The 18127-nt window shown below is 33.8% G+C and carries 17 protein-coding genes; 2 read left to right on the top strand and 15 right to left on the bottom strand.

All coding sequences use genetic code 11. The features are described from left to right. Positions 1–158 precede the first annotated feature (158 nt). The 9 genes from BUB96_RS06870 to BUB96_RS06830 all read right to left on the bottom strand — a co-directional run bounded on the left by BUB96_RS06870 (position 159) and on the right by BUB96_RS06830 (position 11394). Positions 159–2324, bottom strand: a complete 2166-nt coding sequence (locus BUB96_RS06870; RefSeq protein ID WP_073298137.1) for a PTS sugar transporter subunit IIABC — start codon at positions 2322–2324, stop codon at positions 159–161. A 236-nt stretch (positions 2325–2560) separates the two neighbouring features. Next, positions 2561–3040 (bottom strand): 23S rRNA (pseudouridine(1915)-N(3))-methyltransferase RlmH, encoded by a 480-nt coding sequence (rlmH, locus tag BUB96_RS06865; protein ID WP_073298136.1) that lies wholly within the window; start codon positions 3038–3040, stop codon positions 2561–2563. A gap of 455 nt (positions 3041–3495) precedes the next feature. Then, positions 3496–4671 (bottom strand): S1C family serine protease, encoded by a 1176-nt coding sequence (locus BUB96_RS06860; protein WP_073298135.1) that lies wholly within the window; start codon positions 4669–4671, stop codon positions 3496–3498. A gap of 328 nt (positions 4672–4999) precedes the next feature. Continuing rightward, entirely contained in the window at positions 5000–5821 is an 822-nt protein-coding gene (locus BUB96_RS06855) for an MBL fold metallo-hydrolase (RefSeq protein ID WP_073298140.1), read from the bottom strand. Positions 5822–5914: 93 nt separating this feature from the next. Beyond that, positions 5915–6832, bottom strand: a complete 918-nt coding sequence (locus BUB96_RS06850) for a two-component system regulatory protein YycI (RefSeq protein ID WP_073298134.1) — start codon at positions 6830–6832, stop codon at positions 5915–5917. Beyond that, positions 6822–8159 carry a two-component system activity regulator YycH gene (gene yycH / locus BUB96_RS06845; RefSeq protein WP_073298133.1) on the bottom strand — a complete coding sequence of 446 codons (1338 nt, stop codon included), beginning with the start codon at positions 8157–8159 and terminating at the stop codon, positions 6822–6824. The genes BUB96_RS06850 and yycH overlap by 11 nt, the downstream gene beginning before the upstream one ends. Then, entirely contained in the window at positions 8150–10018 is a 1869-nt protein-coding gene (walK, locus tag BUB96_RS06840; RefSeq protein WP_234945819.1) for a cell wall metabolism sensor histidine kinase WalK, read from the bottom strand. Before walK ends, yycH begins: the two co-directional genes overlap by 10 nt. 5 nt (positions 10019–10023) lie before the next feature. Continuing rightward, positions 10024–10737 carry a response regulator YycF gene (gene yycF / locus BUB96_RS06835; RefSeq protein WP_073298131.1) on the bottom strand — a complete coding sequence of 238 codons (714 nt, stop codon included), beginning with the start codon at positions 10735–10737 and terminating at the stop codon, positions 10024–10026. Positions 10738–10869: 132 nt separating this feature from the next. After that, positions 10870–11394 carry a PTS sugar transporter subunit IIA gene (locus BUB96_RS06830; RefSeq protein WP_073298130.1) on the bottom strand — a complete coding sequence of 175 codons (525 nt, stop codon included), beginning with the start codon at positions 11392–11394 and terminating at the stop codon, positions 10870–10872. 155 nt (positions 11395–11549) lie between these two features. Between BUB96_RS06830 and BUB96_RS06825 the strand changes: the two genes are divergently transcribed. Together BUB96_RS06825 and BUB96_RS06820 are read left to right on the top strand one after the other, a co-directional pair. Next, a complete protein-coding gene (locus tag BUB96_RS06825; RefSeq protein ID WP_073298129.1) occupies positions 11550–11993 on the top strand; it encodes a hypothetical protein in 444 nt (147 codons plus the stop codon). A 21-nt stretch (positions 11994–12014) separates the two neighbouring features. Then, a complete protein-coding gene (locus BUB96_RS06820; protein WP_073298128.1) occupies positions 12015–12302 on the top strand; it encodes a YtxH domain-containing protein in 288 nt (95 codons plus the stop codon). 62 nt (positions 12303–12364) lie between these two features. Here BUB96_RS06820 and dnaB read toward each other — a convergent pair whose 3' ends face one another. From dnaB to rpsF, 6 genes are all read right to left on the bottom strand, one after another. Then, a complete protein-coding gene (dnaB, locus tag BUB96_RS06815) occupies positions 12365–13732 on the bottom strand; it encodes a replicative DNA helicase (RefSeq protein WP_143274296.1) in 1368 nt (455 codons plus the stop codon). A 99-nt stretch (positions 13733–13831) separates the two neighbouring features. Beyond that, positions 13832–14287: a 50S ribosomal protein L9 gene (gene rplI / locus BUB96_RS06810; protein ID WP_073298126.1), complete on the bottom strand. Its 456-nt coding sequence runs from the start codon at positions 14285–14287 to the stop codon at positions 13832–13834. A gap of 21 nt (positions 14288–14308) precedes the next feature. Beyond that, positions 14309–16300 (bottom strand): DHH family phosphoesterase, encoded by a 1992-nt coding sequence (locus BUB96_RS06805; protein WP_073298125.1) that lies wholly within the window; start codon positions 16298–16300, stop codon positions 14309–14311. A gap of 451 nt (positions 16301–16751) precedes the next feature. Continuing rightward, positions 16752–16985, bottom strand: coding sequence for a 30S ribosomal protein S18 (gene rpsR, locus BUB96_RS06800; protein WP_073298124.1), 234 nt, complete (start codon positions 16983–16985; stop codon positions 16752–16754). Between the two features lie 28 nt (positions 16986–17013). Then, complete coding sequence (gene ssb, locus BUB96_RS06795; protein ID WP_073298123.1) at positions 17014–17601, bottom strand: single-stranded DNA-binding protein; 588 nt, start codon at positions 17599–17601, stop codon at positions 17014–17016. 47 nt (positions 17602–17648) lie between these two features. Further along, entirely contained in the window at positions 17649–17960 is a 312-nt protein-coding gene (rpsF, locus tag BUB96_RS06790) for a 30S ribosomal protein S6 (protein ID WP_073298122.1), read from the bottom strand. Between the last annotated feature and the right edge of the window lie 167 nt (positions 17961–18127).

The raw sequence follows: 18127 nt of genomic DNA, 5'->3' as shown, positions 1-18127 counted from the left end.
TTTGAGCTGACGCTCAATCGGCATTCATCTTCCACTTTTGCTTTGCTTAGAAGTGAGAGTCTTCTGCCGAAAAACGATAAAATAAATTCATACATACCATCTCATCAAAAAAGAGTTTGGTAGATTTTTTCTACCAAACTCTTTAAATTTTGAAAACATTAGTTGCGAACTTCTACGAGTTCATCGCCTACTTTAACTTCTCCTGTAGTCATTAGTTCGACCGCCGAGTAATCAGGTGTGTTTGTTACAATGACCATAGTTTCTGTTGGATAATTTGCTTCTTTGATTGCTTCTAAATCTGCCTCAATCAATAAATCGCCAACTTTCACTTGGTCCCCTTGTTTCACATGAGTTGTAAAGCCTTCTCCATTCATATTTACTGTATCGATTCCTACATGAATTAAGACTTCTACTCCTTGCTCACTTGTTAAACCAATTGCATGCCCAGATTCCATCACCATCGTAACTTCTCCATTTAATGGGGAATATACCGCACCATCCGATGGAAGAATGGCAGCACCTTGTCCCATCATTCCTGAGCTGAACACTTCATCTTCTACTTGTTCTAATGAAACAGCTTCTCCATTCATAGGAGCACTCAATACTTCGTTTTTTAGAACTTCTTGATCTTTTGGCTCTTCTGGTTCTTCTTTTGTATCTTCAGCACTTGGAGCAGGAGCAGAATGTCCTTGGTTCGTTTGTTTAGTGGCTTCTGGATTATTTTTCATAAAATCTCTTAAATCTCCAGCAATTCCTTCCACTTTTGTTCCATAAATGACTTGTACAGATTGGCCATTTTGCATGATTCCTGCAGAACCTGTAGAACGTAAACGAGATTGGTCCACTAATGAACCATCTTTTACTGTAACACGTAGACGTGTAGCACAGTTTGTGAAATCTTCTAAGTTATCAGATCCACCTAAACCTTCGAGAATTCCGATAGATGTAGCATCTTCTGCTGATACAGCGGAGCTTCCAGCGGTTTGGTTGATTCCATGCTCTTCGCGATATTCATCTTTTGTACGTAAACGAGCTTCACCAGCTTCTTCTTTACGTCCAGGAGTATCTAAATCAAATTTTTCAATTGCAAAACGGAAAATAACATAATATAAAACAAACCAAATAACAATCGGAAGAATTAAAGTGGTCCATTTTGTAATATCATTTCCTGGTAAAATACCATAGATAATAAAGTCTGTTAAACCACCAGAGAATGTTAAGCCAACCCCAGCACCTAACCATTCCACTAATACTACAGAAAATCCAGCTAGTACACTGTGAATTCCGTAGAATAAGAATGGTGAAGCAAATAATGTCGTGAACTCAATCGGTTCCGTAATTCCTGTCAAAATAGAAGTAATGGAAGAACCAAATAAGAGTCCTTTAATTCCTGCTCGATTTTCTTTTTTAGCAGAATGATACATTGCTAAAGCAGCTGCTGGCCAACCACCAATCATCAATGGAAATTGGAATGAGAAATATTTTGCTGCTTCTGGTAAGACAGCTTCGTTAGCCGCTAATTGAGCAAAAACAATATTTTGTGCTCCATGAACCATTTCACCAGCTACTTCTACAGATCCACCAAGGGCTGTTTGCCAAAATGGTAAATAAAAGACATGATGTAAACCAAATGGAATTAATGCACGGTAAATGTAACCATATAAGAACGAACCAATCGCTCCAGAACTTGCGATTACTTCTCCAAAGTTAGCAATTCCCGTCCCAAAAATTGGCCATACATAGGCAAAGAGAATTCCTAATGCTGTACCTCCAACTGTTGAGATAATCGGTACAAAATGTGTTCCTTGGAAGAAAGATAAAGCATCTGTAAATTTAACTCGGTAGTATTTATTATGCAAATATGAAACTAATAATCCTATAATAATTCCACCAAATACACCCATGTTAAATGTTTCTTCAAATCCTAAGACATTTCCAACTAATCCATTCACTTGACGAAATTGATCCATGTTACGTAAATTATGAATCCAGCTTGTCATAGCAGCATACATCGTTAAGTATCCAACGACAGCAGACATAGCAGCAACTTCTTTACGGTCTTTAGCCAGACCAAAAGCAACAGAAATAGCAAATAATAATGCCAAGTTTCCAAAAACAATATCTCCAACATCCACAAACATCATGAAAATACCATTCAATACTGTTCCTGAACCCATAATATTTTCGAGTCCATAATTAGCAATCAAAGATTCATTCGTAAAAGCAGATCCTAACCCTAAAAATAAACCTGCTATAGGTAATAAAGCAATCGGTAGCATAAATGTTCTACCTAAATTTTGCAGCTTATTAAATAGACCTTTCATTTTTTATATCTCCTCTTTCTAAAATTTACAACTATAGCAGTATACTAAAAATAAATTATTTGTCAAAAAAACGAGCTAAAAAGCCTGTGAAAACGCTATTTCAACAACAAATAAACTATATTGTTTTTGGTCTATTTTGATATTTTAGAAGAGATAATATAGATTTTAAAAATTGCAATATTATATTTTGTTTAAAAAGAAATTATAAATACATTTTTTATTAACGAAAAAACCTTTTATTTATGATATGGCTCATTTCTGATAATCTTGAATGCTCGATAAATTTGTTCAACTAATATTAACCGCATTAATTGATGAGGATAAGTCATTTTTCCAAAAGAAATTTTTAAATCTGTTTTTTGTAAAACTTCTTGGCTTAAGCCGTGAGAACCTCCAATAATATAAGCTATTTGACTCGTTCCATAAGTCATTGTTTCGTTTATTTCTTCAGCAAAATCCTCAGATGTTAGTTGTTTTCCTTTTAAATCTAAAGCAATCACTCGTGCTCGATCCGGAAGTTTCTCTATAATACGTTTTCCTTCTACCACTTTTATCTGTTCTATTTCTGCATCACTCAACGTTTGACTTGCTGCTTCATCTTTTATTTCTATTATTTTAAAATTAGCATAACTCTTCAGACGTTTTAAATATTCAGCAATCCCATTTTTTAAATATTTCTCTTTTAATTTACCCACAACGATTATTTTTATTTCCATAGATTCCTCCAAAGTTATTAACATATTTATCCACATATCCACAGATTTTACACTCTTATTTTCTTTCTAACTGGTCAACCACAAAGCTTGTTTTCCAAAAGGGAACACGTATTCCAACGAGTTGTCAACAAGTTATACACAGCCTTATACAGATTTCTCTTTTTTGTATAAGAGTATAGGTATGCTATTTATTCACTCTTATTTTTCTTTAAAATCAAGCTATCCACATGTTATTTTGAATAATGTGGATAACTATTATTATAGATGCCCACGGTTATCCTATCTTCTAATAAGTTATCAACAAGTGCAAAAGAACTACCCACAATCTAAACACAATTCACAGAAGAAAAGCAAATTTATTTTATTATACGACTGTTTTCTAGACATATTACTCAAATTTATTCCAAAAAAAACACAGTACCTTTATTAGAAGATACTGTGTATGAATATATTTTTTAATCGTTATCTGCTGCTTGCATCTCCATTGTAGCTACTCGTGGCTCACCGTTTCGATAAAACTCTATTTCAACAGAGTCTCCGACTTCCGTACTGTAAATCAATTGTCGTAAATGAACAGAGTTAGTGATTTCTTCACCATTAAAGCCAACAATAACATCTGCAGGTTCTAAACCAGCATTTGTAGCGGATGAGTCATTTCCTACTCGAGTAATCACTACACCGTCCGTCACATCGTCAGGAAGGTTTAATTCATCTGCTCTTTGGCTATCTGAGATATAGGCTAAATCAATCATTGTAATTCCTAAATATGGACGAATAACCTCTCCATTTTGTTCTAACTGATTGATAATCTCTACAGCATCATTACTTGGAATTGCAAAGCCCATTCCTTCAACAGTTTCAGTAGATATTTTCATCGAATTAATGCCGACAACTTGTCCGGCTATATTAATTAAAGGTCCACCGGAGTTTCCTGGATTAATCGCTGCATCTGTTTGTATAGCTGTCATTTCCCAATCGTATTCTCCATCACCATCTGTATCTACGGGTACGGTTCTTCCTATCCCAGAGATTATCCCTGATGTAACAGATGAAGCAAAATCAGTACCTAGAGGAGAGCCAATCGCTATGGCCGGTTCTCCAACGGTTAAGTTTTCAGAATCCCCAAACTCAACGGATGTTTCAATATTTGAAGCATCTACAGAAAGTACAGCTAAATCCGTCCATACATCTGTACCTTCGACTTCAGCATCCACACGAGTCCCATCTTGTAATAAGACTTGGATCGCATCAGAACCTTCGACCACATGATTATTTGTAAAGATATAAGCGCGATCATCTTCTATTTTATATACAGCACCGCTTCCAGATCCTGCCTGAAGATATTCATCTTCACTTGCTTCCTCCATTCCATAGAATCCAGCCCAAGAACTGAAATCATTTCTTTGCAGGTTGATAACAGAAACAACCGCATCATCTATTTGTTCCACTGCTTCGGTAATTCCACTTTGAACATTTACTTCTACATTTGATATCTTAACTTCTTCTTTAACAGTTTCTTGATCGTCTGTTTCATTATCTGGAGTGTCAGAATCATTGGCTCCATTCGTACAACCTAATAAAACAAGAGGAATAGCTGAGAGCATGAGCGCTCTCTTCATTTTATTTTTCATTTCTTACTTCTCCTTTTTTGTTAGACACTTATCACATGGGGGGCTTTATGCATGTTTAATTGTAGTATCAATCTGTGAAAATTTATTGAAATAAATCTTACATTATATTATATATTTTAACACGAACGGTTGCAAATCCAGAAAAAAAGTCATTTAGTTTCGTTGTAAAGTTAAGAGCAGCACTCTTATCACTTAATTTAAATATGAAAACTTAATTAACTGAAAAAATAAGACTTTTAAAAAAATAAACCTTCTATAAAATTGATTTTCTCAATCTTTATAGAAGGTTTTTGTTTTAGACTCATTAAAGAGCAAAGCTCGTTAATTCTTACAGAATAAATAAATTTTGTGCACTATCAGGATCAGTATCATATAAATGGAATGTTTCATTAACGCCCATATCTTTACGAAGCAGTACTTCTTCTACTGTATCCCGAGCAAGTTCCTTCATATTATTTTCCTTGCTTAAATGTCCTAAATAGATACGTTTTGTTTTGTCACCAATCATATCCACTAAAGCAAGAGCTCCTTCTTCATTGGAAAGATGCCCTTTATCACTTAAAATTCGTTGTTTTAGCGGCCAAGGATACCCTCCCATTCGTAATAAAGAGGTATCATGGTTACTTTCCATTAAATAAGCATCTGCATTTTTAAGACTATCACGCATACGGTCACTTACATAACCCGTATCTGTCAAAACAACAAATTGTTTGCTATTTTTTTCAAAGGCATAAAATTGAGGATCTGCCGCATCATGCGAAACGCCAAAGCTTAAGACATCAATATCACCAATAGTTTTTAATTCTTCTAAATCAAATAAAAATTTATGTTCCGTTTTTACTTTTCCAATCTTTTTGTCCATAGCTTGCCATGTTTTTTCATTAGCATAGATATCCAGATTATATTTACGTGACATAACCCCTACACCTTTAATATGATCAGTATGTTCATGACTAACTAATATCGCATCTAATTCATGAGGATCACGGTCAATTTGCCCCATCAATTCAGTTGTTTTCTTTCCCGTCAATCCGCAATCAATTAAAAGCTTTGTCTGCGCAGACTCAATATAAATAGCATTCCCGGAACTACCGCTTGCTAAAACACTAATTTGTAGATCTTCTAATTTATTTACATTTCTTTGCTTCAACGTTTCCAATTATAAAATCCTTCCAAATTAAATGTATGATTGAATAGGAGACTGATTCTTTGAAGATTTCTCATTCTAATGAGTATTCTCAAATTATTCCTTATTCGGTATTTCTTCTTCTGTGTTTCGCTCATCAGCATTTGTTTCTTCTTTGTTACGATCCTCTTCTTCGTCAGAAGAATCTGATGAGGCAGAAGGTTGCTTGATTATTGTACCACTTACAGCATCTACACGAAAGGTATTTCGTTCAGAAGATAAGTCCACTTCTACAATCCATACTGGACTATACATACTTAAATCTTCTAAATGCAACGCTCTGCGATACGATAAAGAGGGTTTATGCACAACAGAGTCTTGTCTAATCTCATTATTTAAAAACAAAACTTCTATTGCGCGCATCGCTTCAATCAATTCCAAAGCATTTCCTTGTCGTGTAGCTGGACCTGCATAGGTCTGTTCGTAAGAATAAATTTCTCCTGTTTCATTTACATATAAAGAAATTTCTGAAGTTCCATCAGCTATCGGAATATCATCCACTAACTGATTAAACATAAATCTTTTTCCTTCTTCATCATATCCAGCAAAATGATATTCTGAACCAAACATCACTCGATCAGATAATACAAATTCTTTTAAAAGATCATAATCTTCATCTGTAAAGCCCTCTATTGGATTTCCCTCAAGCTTAATCGGATTTGATGGAAAACTTTCATAATAGATGGTTTCATCCTTATTTAAGCTTCCAGTTAATTGATCATTCTTTTTAACCTCATCTGCTAATAGATGATGGGTATTAATTTGGAGAGGAAAAATTTCTTCTTCTTGCATTGCCATTCCTTCTAAATCAGGCAACTCAATATCCAACTCTTCCATATTCGTTATATTATCATTTGTTGTTGGTTCAGAGGAGGTATATTGAATATCTTGTCGCCCAAAAATGCTTATGAGAAGGTAAATATTTAATAAAGCAAATGTTAGAATAAAAATTCGGGCGATTTTTTTAAAATCCATAAGCCACCTCTCCCTGCATTTCCAATAAGGATTCAAGCTCTAGCCAGACTCCGTCATATAAAACATACCAATCCGGAATAAAATAAATCACTTGATCCGCTTCTTCACTTTCTTTCCAAGTATAGCCAACGGTTAAATCCTTAATTTTATCATATTTTTCAGCTGGTAATTCAATGAACAGTCGCTCATTCACTTCAACTCCAGATAGCAATTCTTCACCAGAGTCCTCTTCCATAGTAATTGGCGTATTAATGTAGCGAAGCGGGAGCTTCAAATGGGTTACGCCACTCTCGACTAAACCTACCTCTGATACAGTCTCGTTATCGGATGGGCTAAAAACAGGTAGACCATCAATTTCTCGTCGGAAGGAAACAATCTCATTTTTTACATCGTAATCCGTGATAGAAAAAGAGCCTGTCCAATTTTCAAAATGATTTACTTGTTCAAAACTTTTTATAAATCTTTCGGCGGGACGTAAATCCCCAGAATCTTCGATTTGCCTCAAAAAAACTAAAGTATGATTCTGTTGGTTAATCGTCACTTCTCTGGTTAAGTCAATATATCTAGTCGTTGTTTCTGTTGTGCGCGTATCGACTAAAGAAGGATCGGGATAAAAATTACTTGTATATTTTGAGTTAGGGACACTATCAATTACATAACTACGACAAGGAATTTCCATCGTTTCTTTGGTTAAGTAAACAAGTTTATTTCCAATGTAATAAATCTCTGCAGTTTTGTAATTTAAGTTGTCCATATTTAGGAAAGGATCTATATTTATCATTTCATCCTCAACCGTAGTCACAGTATACAAATAAGAAGTTTTTGTGTTATAGAAATGGACCACATTTTGATTATCTGCATTAATTAAAATACGATCAAAGTATTCATCTTCATATTCTTTAGTTAAATCATCAAATTTTTGTGAAAGAATCCCTATAGGAAGTTCTTCTCTAAAAATAAATTCTACCCATTGATCTGTTGCCATCATTTCTAGATAATCTTCGCTATCTATATAACTTGTGTCTTCTACTCGAATTAAATCTTCAGAATAAAAACAACTATCTAATAAATTTCTCAATGGAAAGGTTTCAGCAATCACTAGCGAATTCTCTGGATCTACTCCATGTAAAGCTACTGTTGCAGGACGGAAAGCTTCACTTTCAGAATGTTCTATCATCGCTATATTTGATCGAACAGGCTGATTACTGGAATTTTCTTCTTCTCCAATTTTTCTACCTGCTGTCAACAAATTAAAGGACAATAAAAAACTTAGGAAAACTAATAAGGTTAACGTAGTATTGCGTACTTTGTCTTTTCCTAATCCCATCCCCATTCCTCCTCTTCATACGGAATATAAGGAAGAGCGATATAGAAAGTTGTTCCATCCCGATTAATACTTTCCGCCCAAATTTCACCGTCATGTTGTTCAATGACTTCACGACTAATCGCTAGACCAAGACCCGTACCTCCCATAGCTCTCGAACGTGCGCGATCTACTCGGTAGAAGCGATCAAAAATATGTGCTAAATCTTCAGCTGGGATACCGATTCCTTCATCTTTCACTGTTATTAACACTTGATTATTTTCTAAGGTCATCGTACAAGTGATCTTCCCACCTTCAGGAGAATATTTAATTGCATTATTCATGACATTATCTAATACTTGAACGATTTTATCTGAGTCTACATCGACAAATATAGCTTCATTGATTATATTTCTCTCGATCTTATAATTTTTAAATCGATATTCTTCAGAATCCAATAACATATCGAATCGAGTTAAAACCTGAGTAAATAAAGCAGTTAAATCAATTAACTCTTTTTGTAGTTCACTCTTTCCTGCATCAATCCGTGATAGATGAAGTAAATCTTGAATCATTCGAATCATACGATCTGTTTCAGATTGTGCAACATCTAAAAATCTAGGCGCTAATTCTGGATCTTTCCATGCACCATCAATCAATGCCTCGATATAGCTTCGCATACTGGTCAGTGGGGTTCTCAATTCATGCGAAACATTCGAAACAAACTCTTTACGCTCTTCTTCAACTTTTTCTTCTTCTGTTACATCTCGCAACACACAAACAATACCACTAATATATCCTGAGTCTGCTTGAATGACGGAAAATGAGGCACGAAGAAGAGCATCTTCTTCTTCAGCTTCTATATTAAGGGTAATATCTTCTTTTCGATCTACTAAATCACGTAGACTATAATCTTCTTCTATTTCAAGTAAGCTTAAAATATTTTGTCCAGCTAATTCATCTCTAGATAAATTTAGCATTTGGGAGGCCATATTGTTTGCCACATCCAGCTCTCCGCGACGATTTGTCGCAATAACGCCCTCAGACATATTACTTAGCACACTGTCTAAACGCTGTCGTTCTGCTTCAATACGCCGCTGTCCTGTTTCGACTTCTTCAGAAAGTTCGTTAATATTTTGGGCTAATAAGCCAATTTCATCATTCCCATAAATCGTAACTTCTCCCGAATAATCCCCTTCAGCAATTGCCTTTGCTTTGGTCTGCATTTCTTTTATAGGATCTGTAATGGCTTTTGAAACCATATTTGCAAGGATTGAAGAAAGGAGAATAGCAATAAGTGAAGCGCGTAAAAAGATTAAAGTAATATCAGTAATTTGTTCATAGATCGATTCAATATTACTTTCCATGACAATGGCACCAATGACTGCTTGAGAGTCTTCTGATGAATACACAGGCTCCACCATACGCCATCTGCGTGCATTTAGTTGGGAGTTAATAATTTGTTTTGAGCTGGCGCTTCCTTGTAAGATAGTCGTTCGAACATCTTCATCGTTTAATAGTTGGCCTACTTCAACTTGTTGTGTCGTATCACTATTTCCGATAACAACAAAACTTGAGTCCACTACAATTAAACTCGTAATCCCTGTACCCGAGAAATCAGAAATCAGTGCGTTAATCTCTTCTTCAGGGTCTATATCTTCCGAAGTATCTTTAGGATTTTCATGCATTTCTAGAAAAGGGGCAAAAGAATTTTCTAAAAAGTTCATCTGTAATTTTTGATTTTCCTGAAAGTTATTCACCAATTGTCTCTCAGTTTGAGTAATAAAATTCGCCCCCATTAACTGTAGGGCGAAAATAATAACCATAGCAATAATAATAACTATTTTTGCTTTTAAAGTATGGTAAAAGCGGATTTTTTTCATAATATCTAGAGCTCCATTTTTTCAGGGTTCCTTAAATAATAGCCTACTCCTCGACGTGTAATAATATAATTTGGATGACTTGGGCTATCCTCTATTTTTTCACGAAGACGACGAATAGTAACATCTACAGTACGAACATCTCCTAAATAATCAAAATCCCAAACTTCTTCAAGTAAATGCTCTCGCGTCATCACTTGACTAACATGTCGAGCCAAATAATACAATAATTCAAATTCTCGATGAGTTAATTCAATCGTTTCTCCTAATTTTGATACATAATAAGCATCTGGATGGATAGTAATATCACCAATCTCTATATCATTCGTTTCTTTATCTTCAGATTCAGTAGATTGTACAGTACTTTGTCTACGTAGATTGGCTTTTACACGTGCAACAAGCTCTCGATTAGAAAAAGGCTTAGTCACATAATCATCGGCCCCTAATTCCAATCCAAGAACTTTATCTATTTCTGTTTCTTTAGCAGTTACCATAATAATAGGCATATTATGATTCTTACGAACTTCTCGTACGACTTCTAATCCATCAATTTTTGGCAACATAATATCTAAAACAATTAAAGCCGGTTCTTCTTCTGATACCTTTTCAAGTGCTTCTTCGCCATCAAAAGCTGTAACAACTTCATATCCTTCTTTTTCTAAATTAAACTTAATAATATCAGAAATTGGCTTTTCATCATCAACGACTAATATCTTTTTCATTCAGATTCTCCTCATTTTTAAGTCTTAAATATTTCGTATACTAAATTCGAGAATGCTATTTATTCATCTGTAAATTATAACATAGCGAGTAGTCTATTGCAATTAAGCGTTTTCATAGTATTTTCAAACCTTTTATTTCATTTCTATCTTAAAAGCGATTGTCTCATTTCCTATAGCTTCTTTTGTTGGATAAACAGAAACCTCGGTATTATTTAAACGATTCAAAAGAACCACGGCTACAACAGGATTATATCCTTCATCTATAATATATTTTGGTTCAATTTCTACCAGTTTATCTCCTCGATGAATAATCATATCTTTTTTTATATTACTAGTAAATCCTTTTCCTTTTAATTCAATGGTATCTAAGCCAATATGAATTAATAGTTTTATATTATTAGAAGTAGAAAGATAGATAGCATGTTTAGTAGAAGCAATTTGCTCTACTTTGCCATCTACTGGAGAATAAATCGTTTTTCCTGTTGGGCGAACACCAAATCCTTCTCCAATAATTTTATCTGCAAAAATAGGATCCTCAATTTCTTCAATTGGAATAATTTCGCCATCAACAACACTTGGTAATTCTAAAACCATATCATTATCTTGATCTGCTTCTTGTTTTTTAGAATGCTGTTGCTTATTATTTTCTTTTGTCAAATTCATTAGCTCCTTATTTTATTTTTTTGCGTGCGACATTTCATTTTTAGAATAGTACTTTTTTTGGTATTGTTATACTAAAGATAATTCAATTCAAGCAAAATAACAATTATTTAATGAAAATATCTAAAAAGTTATAGAAAAGAGGGACTTTAATGAGTACTGGAACTATTATTGCTATTTCTATTGTGGTTATTTCTATCCTTGCTCTAATTATTGTTGGGATTATGACTTATAAAAAGATTAAACCTACACTTAAAAATGTAGATCATTTAAAAGAAGTCATTAACCAAAAAACAAAGTATTATACACGAGAAAGTCAACATTTAAATGAAAGAATCACTTTACTAACACAACGTGTTGACGGAATTCAAAGCGAAGTGGAAGTTAAAATGGTTGACTTTGAGGATTTTACGGATGAAAAAGGAGAGTTTCAATCATCCCTTCGCTATTTACAATCACATGCTGGTGAATATACCAAAGGAATTTCTAGTAATATCATGGATGAAGTAAAAGAAGACGGACCTCAAATAATAGAAACATTTAAACGTGCGTTCAAAAAAACTGCACAAAAACAAAAAATACGTCATCAAAAATAACTTAGAAAGTTGTGTGAACAAATGAAAAAAAATAACTGGCCACTTATTATTTTAGTTAGTCTATTTTCTGCTGGATTTGCTTTATTATTTGCTCCTAAATCTGGGAAAGAATTACGTAAAGACTTACAAAATAAAGCAAATGAAACAAAAGACTCTGTAAAGACAAGTACAAATAATCTTAAAGAAGATTTTAAAGATGCCTATTTTGAAGCTGAACAAGAAGTTGAAAATGAATTAGCTCACCTAGATGAACGTCAGCGTGAACTTCGTCAAACGATTTCTTCTATTGAAGAAGAACTCAATCACTAATCTTTTAGATATTTTAAAAGCTGCCTGTGTTTCTATTTAAACACGAATGGCAGCTTTTTTGTTTAAATGCCGGCTATTTCATCTTCTGGATAATACGTTAAAGAGGAGAACTTATTATATTCTTTAATAAATAATAATTTTACCGTTCCTCGTGCTCCAGAACGGTTCTTTTCAACGAGTACTTCAACGACATTATCTTCTTCTACTTCTTCTTCGCCTTCTTCTGCTCGATAGTAATCTTCTCTATATAAGAAAGCTACAATATCTGCATCCTGTTCTAATGAGCCAGATTCACGTAAATCACTCAAAATAGGACGTTTATCTTGTCTTTGTTCCACACTACGCGATAGCTGTGAAATAGCAATAACTGGAACATTTAGTTCCATTGCTAATTTTTTTAGTTGTCGCGAAATTTCAGAAACCTCTTGCTGTCTAGATTCACGTCCTGTTCCTTCAATTAATTGTAAATAATCAATAATAATTAAGCCAATTCCTCCACGTTCTTGCATAAGTCGTCGAGATTTTGCTCGTATTTCAGAAACACGTATACCTGGGGTATCATCAATAAAAATATTAGCTTTAGATAGACTTCCCATCGCCACAAATAATTTTTCAAACTCTTCTTCAGTTAATTTCCCTGTACGTAAATGGTTAGCGTTTATCGTTCCTTCAGCACAAAGCATTCGATTAACTAGCTGAGTTGCACCCATCTCTAAACTGAAAATAGCCACATTTTCATCTGTTGCAGTTCCAATATTCTGTGCAATATTTAAAGCAAAAGCAGTTTTCCCTACTCCGGGACGAGCCGCGAGAATAATCAATTCATCTTCATGCAAACCAGCCGTCATTAAATCTAAGGCTCGGTAACCTGAAGAAATTCCTGTAATTTCTTCATCATTTTTGTATAATTGGTCAATTTCTTCCATACTATCTCGAAGAACATCACTAATTTTTACAAAACCACTTCTATTCTTACGTTCAGAAACTTCTAAAATCTTTTGTTCTGCATTGTCTAAAAGATTAGAGACTTCTTCAGATTCTTCATAAGTATCTGAAATAATATCTGTAGAAGCTTGAATAAGTCGACGTAGTAACGAACGTTCTTCAACAATTTTTGCATAGTATTCAATGTTCGCAGCGGTAGGTACCACATTTGATAATTCTGCTAAATAAGGAGTTCCTCCTACATCTTCTAGCTGCCCGCTCGTTTCTAACAAATTTGCCACTGTAATAACATCAATTTCTTCATTTTTCTCATTGAGATCAATCATTACTTGAAAAATGAGTTGGTGAGATCGACGATAAAAGTCATTTGCTTGAATGAATTCCATTGCTGAAATCAGCGCCGATGGCTGTAATAATATAGAACCTAGTACAGATTGCTCCGCCTCGTTATTTTGAGGGGGCATACGTTCTCCCATCATCTCCATTGCCAAATATATCATCCTCTCCTAATTAATAAAACTCTTGCATAATTGAAAAAAATAGCTCTTGTCCCTGTTTTCTTTAAGAACAAGAGCTTATATGATTTATTTTTCCTCTATCGATAGAGCCCGTACGGTTAGACTTGCTGTCACTTTATTATGCAGTTTCACTTCAACATTTTGCGTCCCAAGAGAGCGCATCGGAATCTTTTGTGTAATTTTTCTTTTATCCACACTAATATCTAACTGTTCTTTTATTGCATCTGCAATTTTTTTAGTGGTAATTGATCCGAATAATCGGCCATCTTCTGAGGCTTTTTCATAAATTTCTACCGGATTATTTTCTAAAGTTTCTTTTTGTTCTTTTGCTTCTTCTAGCATTTCAGCTTCATCACGTTTTTTAGCTTTAACTTGGGCATTTAATTTACTTTTAGCACTTGCTGTTGCCTCTTTAGCTAGTCCATTCTTGATTAAATAGTTTTGAGCATACCCATTTGCTACTTCATGGATTTCTCCTTTTTTCCCAGTTCCTTTTACATCTTTCAACAAAATAACTTCCATTGCTATTCCTCCAATGTTTAATTAAGTATTTATTTCTTTAATCGCTTGTTTTAACTGCTCTTTAACTTCTGTTATAGTTAAATCTTTAATTTGTGTAGCAGCATTTGTTAAATGACCGCCTCCACCCATTTTCTCCATAACTCTTTGTACATTTACTTTGCCTAAGCTTCTAGCACTTATTCCAACTGTTTCTTCATCTAAACGTACAATAACAAATGAAGCTTCTACATCTGTCATAGAAAGAATGGTATCAGCTGTTTGTGCAGCTACAACTTGGCGATGGTATTCGTTTTCTTCTCCATGAGCAACTGCCATTCCATCTATAACGAATTCCATATTTTTTACAATCTCCATTCTTGTTAAATAATTTTCTGGAGATTCCTTCAACATGCGTTGAATAGTCGTTGTATTTGCTCCAACGGATTGTAAGTAACTTGCTGCATCAAATGTTCTAGAGCCCGTTCTTAAACTGAAGTTGTTTGTATCGACTATTATACCACCTAGCATTGTTGTTGCTTCAATACGATTAATGGAGTTACTATCAGAAGAAACATATTCAAATAACTCGGTAATTAATTCTGAAGCGGACGACGCATATGGCTCAATATAGACAAGAGTAGGTTTATCCGGGAACTCATCTCCTCGTCGATGATGATCGATAATCACTACTTTATTCGTTTTTTCATTTAAATGAGGAGCTATGGACATCGAGGGTTTGTGATGATCCACCATTACAACTAAATCTTCTGAAGTAATTTTTTCAAAAGCTTCCTCAGGTGAAATGATATTTTTTGCTGTTTCGTGATATTTACTAATCTCATCCAGTAAATTACTAATATCATTTCCTACTTTTTCTTGATCAACAATCACTTTTGCTTCTTTTCCAAGCATCATAGCAATTCTTGCTATTCCTAACGCAGATCCAATAGCATCCATATCTGGAAACGCATGTCCCATTACATAAGTAGTCGGCGCTTGTTTTATTTGTTCTTGAAGAGCTTCACTAATCATTCTAGAGCGAACACGTGTTCTCTTTTCCATTGGGTTCGTATTTCCACCATAGTATCGAGGTTCTTGACCCACTTCTCTTACGATTGCCTGATCTCCTCCTCGACCTAAAGCTAAATCTAAATCTTTTTGAGATAATTCAGCTAATTCGATAAAAGAAGCTTCACCATAAGAAACACCAATACTTACGGTTAACGGTAAATTTCTTTTTGATGTATAGTCTCTAATATTATTTACAATATTAAAATCTTCATCTTCAAGTCGCGCAAGCTCATCATGTCGCAATAGCAATAAATATTTATCGTTTTCTATACGCTTGTAATAAATATTATGCTGTCTTGCCCAATTAGATAAATAAGTCGTTAATAAACTATTAAAGTTAGAGATTGCTCGATCATCTAGTCCCTTAATTAATTCATCATAGTTATCTAAAAAAAGCCATCCAATTACAGATCTATTTCTTTCAAGTTCTTCTCGGATATGAATATAATATGAAACATTTTCCAAGTAAATAACGTGGATATCTTTCTCAACTCTTATACGATAATAATTATCCCGCCAATTTATTATTTTATTTTCGGGATCGTCTTCTTCCATAGCTTCTAAAATGCCATCAAAAACATCTTGTATCTTTCTACCAATAATTGGTTCTGCATCTTTTGAACCAGTTTGTAAATAAGGACTTAACCATTCGATTTCTAAATCCTCATTATAAATAATAATTCCAATAGGAAGTTTAATAATGGCTTCATGTTCCCCGCGTTTAATACGATAACTTAAATTCGATATATATGAATTCAGGTCTTCACTCGCACGTTCCGATAGTCGCCACAAAACGACATCCATTATTATAAATAATAATAATACAAGTAAACCCAGCCATAGCTTTAAAACCACTGAAATAAAAACTATAAAAATTTGTATAGCGATTACTAGTGAGACTACTTTATTTAATGAATCTATTTTAAAAAAAGAAGCTAATCGCTTATCATTTAACGGTTTCATAAGAACTCCTTTTTTGAATTTTCTTTACTTATCTTAGCACTTTTACCATCACATTTCCACATTTCGCTCGATATTATAGATTTACATTTTATTTGTTTATTCCACAGACAAAAAATGTTCCACGTGGAACATTTTTGTTATTTTAGCATTCTTTAAAAAAATTCATGTAATATTTTAGTTATGTTCAAAAAATTAAAATTCAAAAATTATAATAGTGCTCTACCATTAATTGCCTATATAAAGATTAAATCATAACTTTTCTTACTAAAGAAAAATAAAAATTAATTTATAGTAAAAATAAAGTTTGTTCATGAAAGGCACCTTATGAAACTCTATAAAAATAAATAATTATTATTAAAACCATAATTAATCATTAACATTTTATTCTCATAAAATTAAAAGAGACTAGAAAAAGGTTCTAGTCTCTTTGGATATTATATTTAAAGTTATTTTATTCTTCTGTTACAAATGGTAACAAGCCCATAATTCGAGCACGTTTAATTGCAGCAGAGACTTTTCGTTGGTTTTTAGCGTATGTTCCGGTAACTCGACGTGGTAAAATTCTACCTCTGTCAGATACGAAACGGCTTAATAAATCAACATCTTTGTAGTCCACATATTCAATGTGATTTGCTGCTAAAAAATCTACTTTACGTCTTTTTCTTCCTCCGCGACGTCCAGCCATATTCATTTCCTCCTTTTATAAGTGTGAATCAAAACGGTAAATCATCATCTGAGATATCTGTTACGTCTTCATTTGATTCAAATGGATCTTCGTTGTTCCCGAAGTCGATATTTGCAAATGGATTATCATTTGACGCATTTTTATTTGATGCATTACTATTCGATGCATTATTATTAGACTGTTGCGATTGATTATTGTTTGAGTAATTATTATTAGAACTATTCGAATTATTCCCATAGTTACTATTACCCGCTTGTTGGCCACCACCTGTTTGATTACGTCTGTTATCAGTAACAGATTTCGGTTCAAGCATTTGGAAATTATCCGCAACAACTTCAGTTATATAAATTGTACGACCTTCATTGTTTTGATAGTTTCTTGTTTGAATAGATCCTGTAATACCAATTAAAGAACCTTTCACAGAAAAATTTGCTAGAGTTTCAGCAAGTCCTCTCCATGCAACACAGTTAATGAAGTCTGTTTCTCTTTCTCCTTGGGCATTTGTATAGTTTCTCTCAACTGCCAAATTAAAAGATACAACAGCTATCCCACTGCCTGTATAACGCAATTCAGGGTCTCTTGTAAGTCTTCCTACTAAAGTAGTGTTGTTAATCAATCTAAAGCTCCTCTCATAAATGTTCCACGTGAAACATTTTTAGCTTATTAGTCTTCTAAATGGTCTAAACGAACGATCATATGACGTAGAATATTATCGTTAATTCTTGCTAAACGATCAAATTCATTAATTGCATCTGTTGAAGTTGAATCAAGGTTAACTACGTAGTAGTCGCCTTCTGTATATCCTTCAATTTCATATGCAAATTTACGATTTGTATCCCAGTATTCTGATTTTGTAATTTCTGCTCCGTTATCAGTAAGAACAGTATCAAAACGTTCTACTAATTCTTTTTTCTGATCATCACCTAAGTCAGGACGAACAATATACAAAATTTCATGTTTAGTTGTTTTACTCATCGTTGTGCACCTCCTTGTGGTCTTTTCGGCTCTTTTTATTTTTATAAAAAAGAGCAAGGGGAGTAATTAATTAAATTATTACTCACTCGAAAAATATTACCACAAACCTTATGAGAAAGCAATTGTTTAAGGGGTTTTAAGAAGAAATTTACAATAATATTTTTATA

The sequence above is a fragment of the Atopostipes suicloacalis DSM 15692 genome, assembly GCF_900129085.1.
Taxonomy (GTDB): Bacteria; Bacillota; Bacilli; order Lactobacillales; family Carnobacteriaceae_A; genus Atopostipes; species Atopostipes suicloacalis.
Note: the sequence above shows the minus strand (reverse complement) of the source record. Positions and strands in the feature narration are given on the sequence as shown.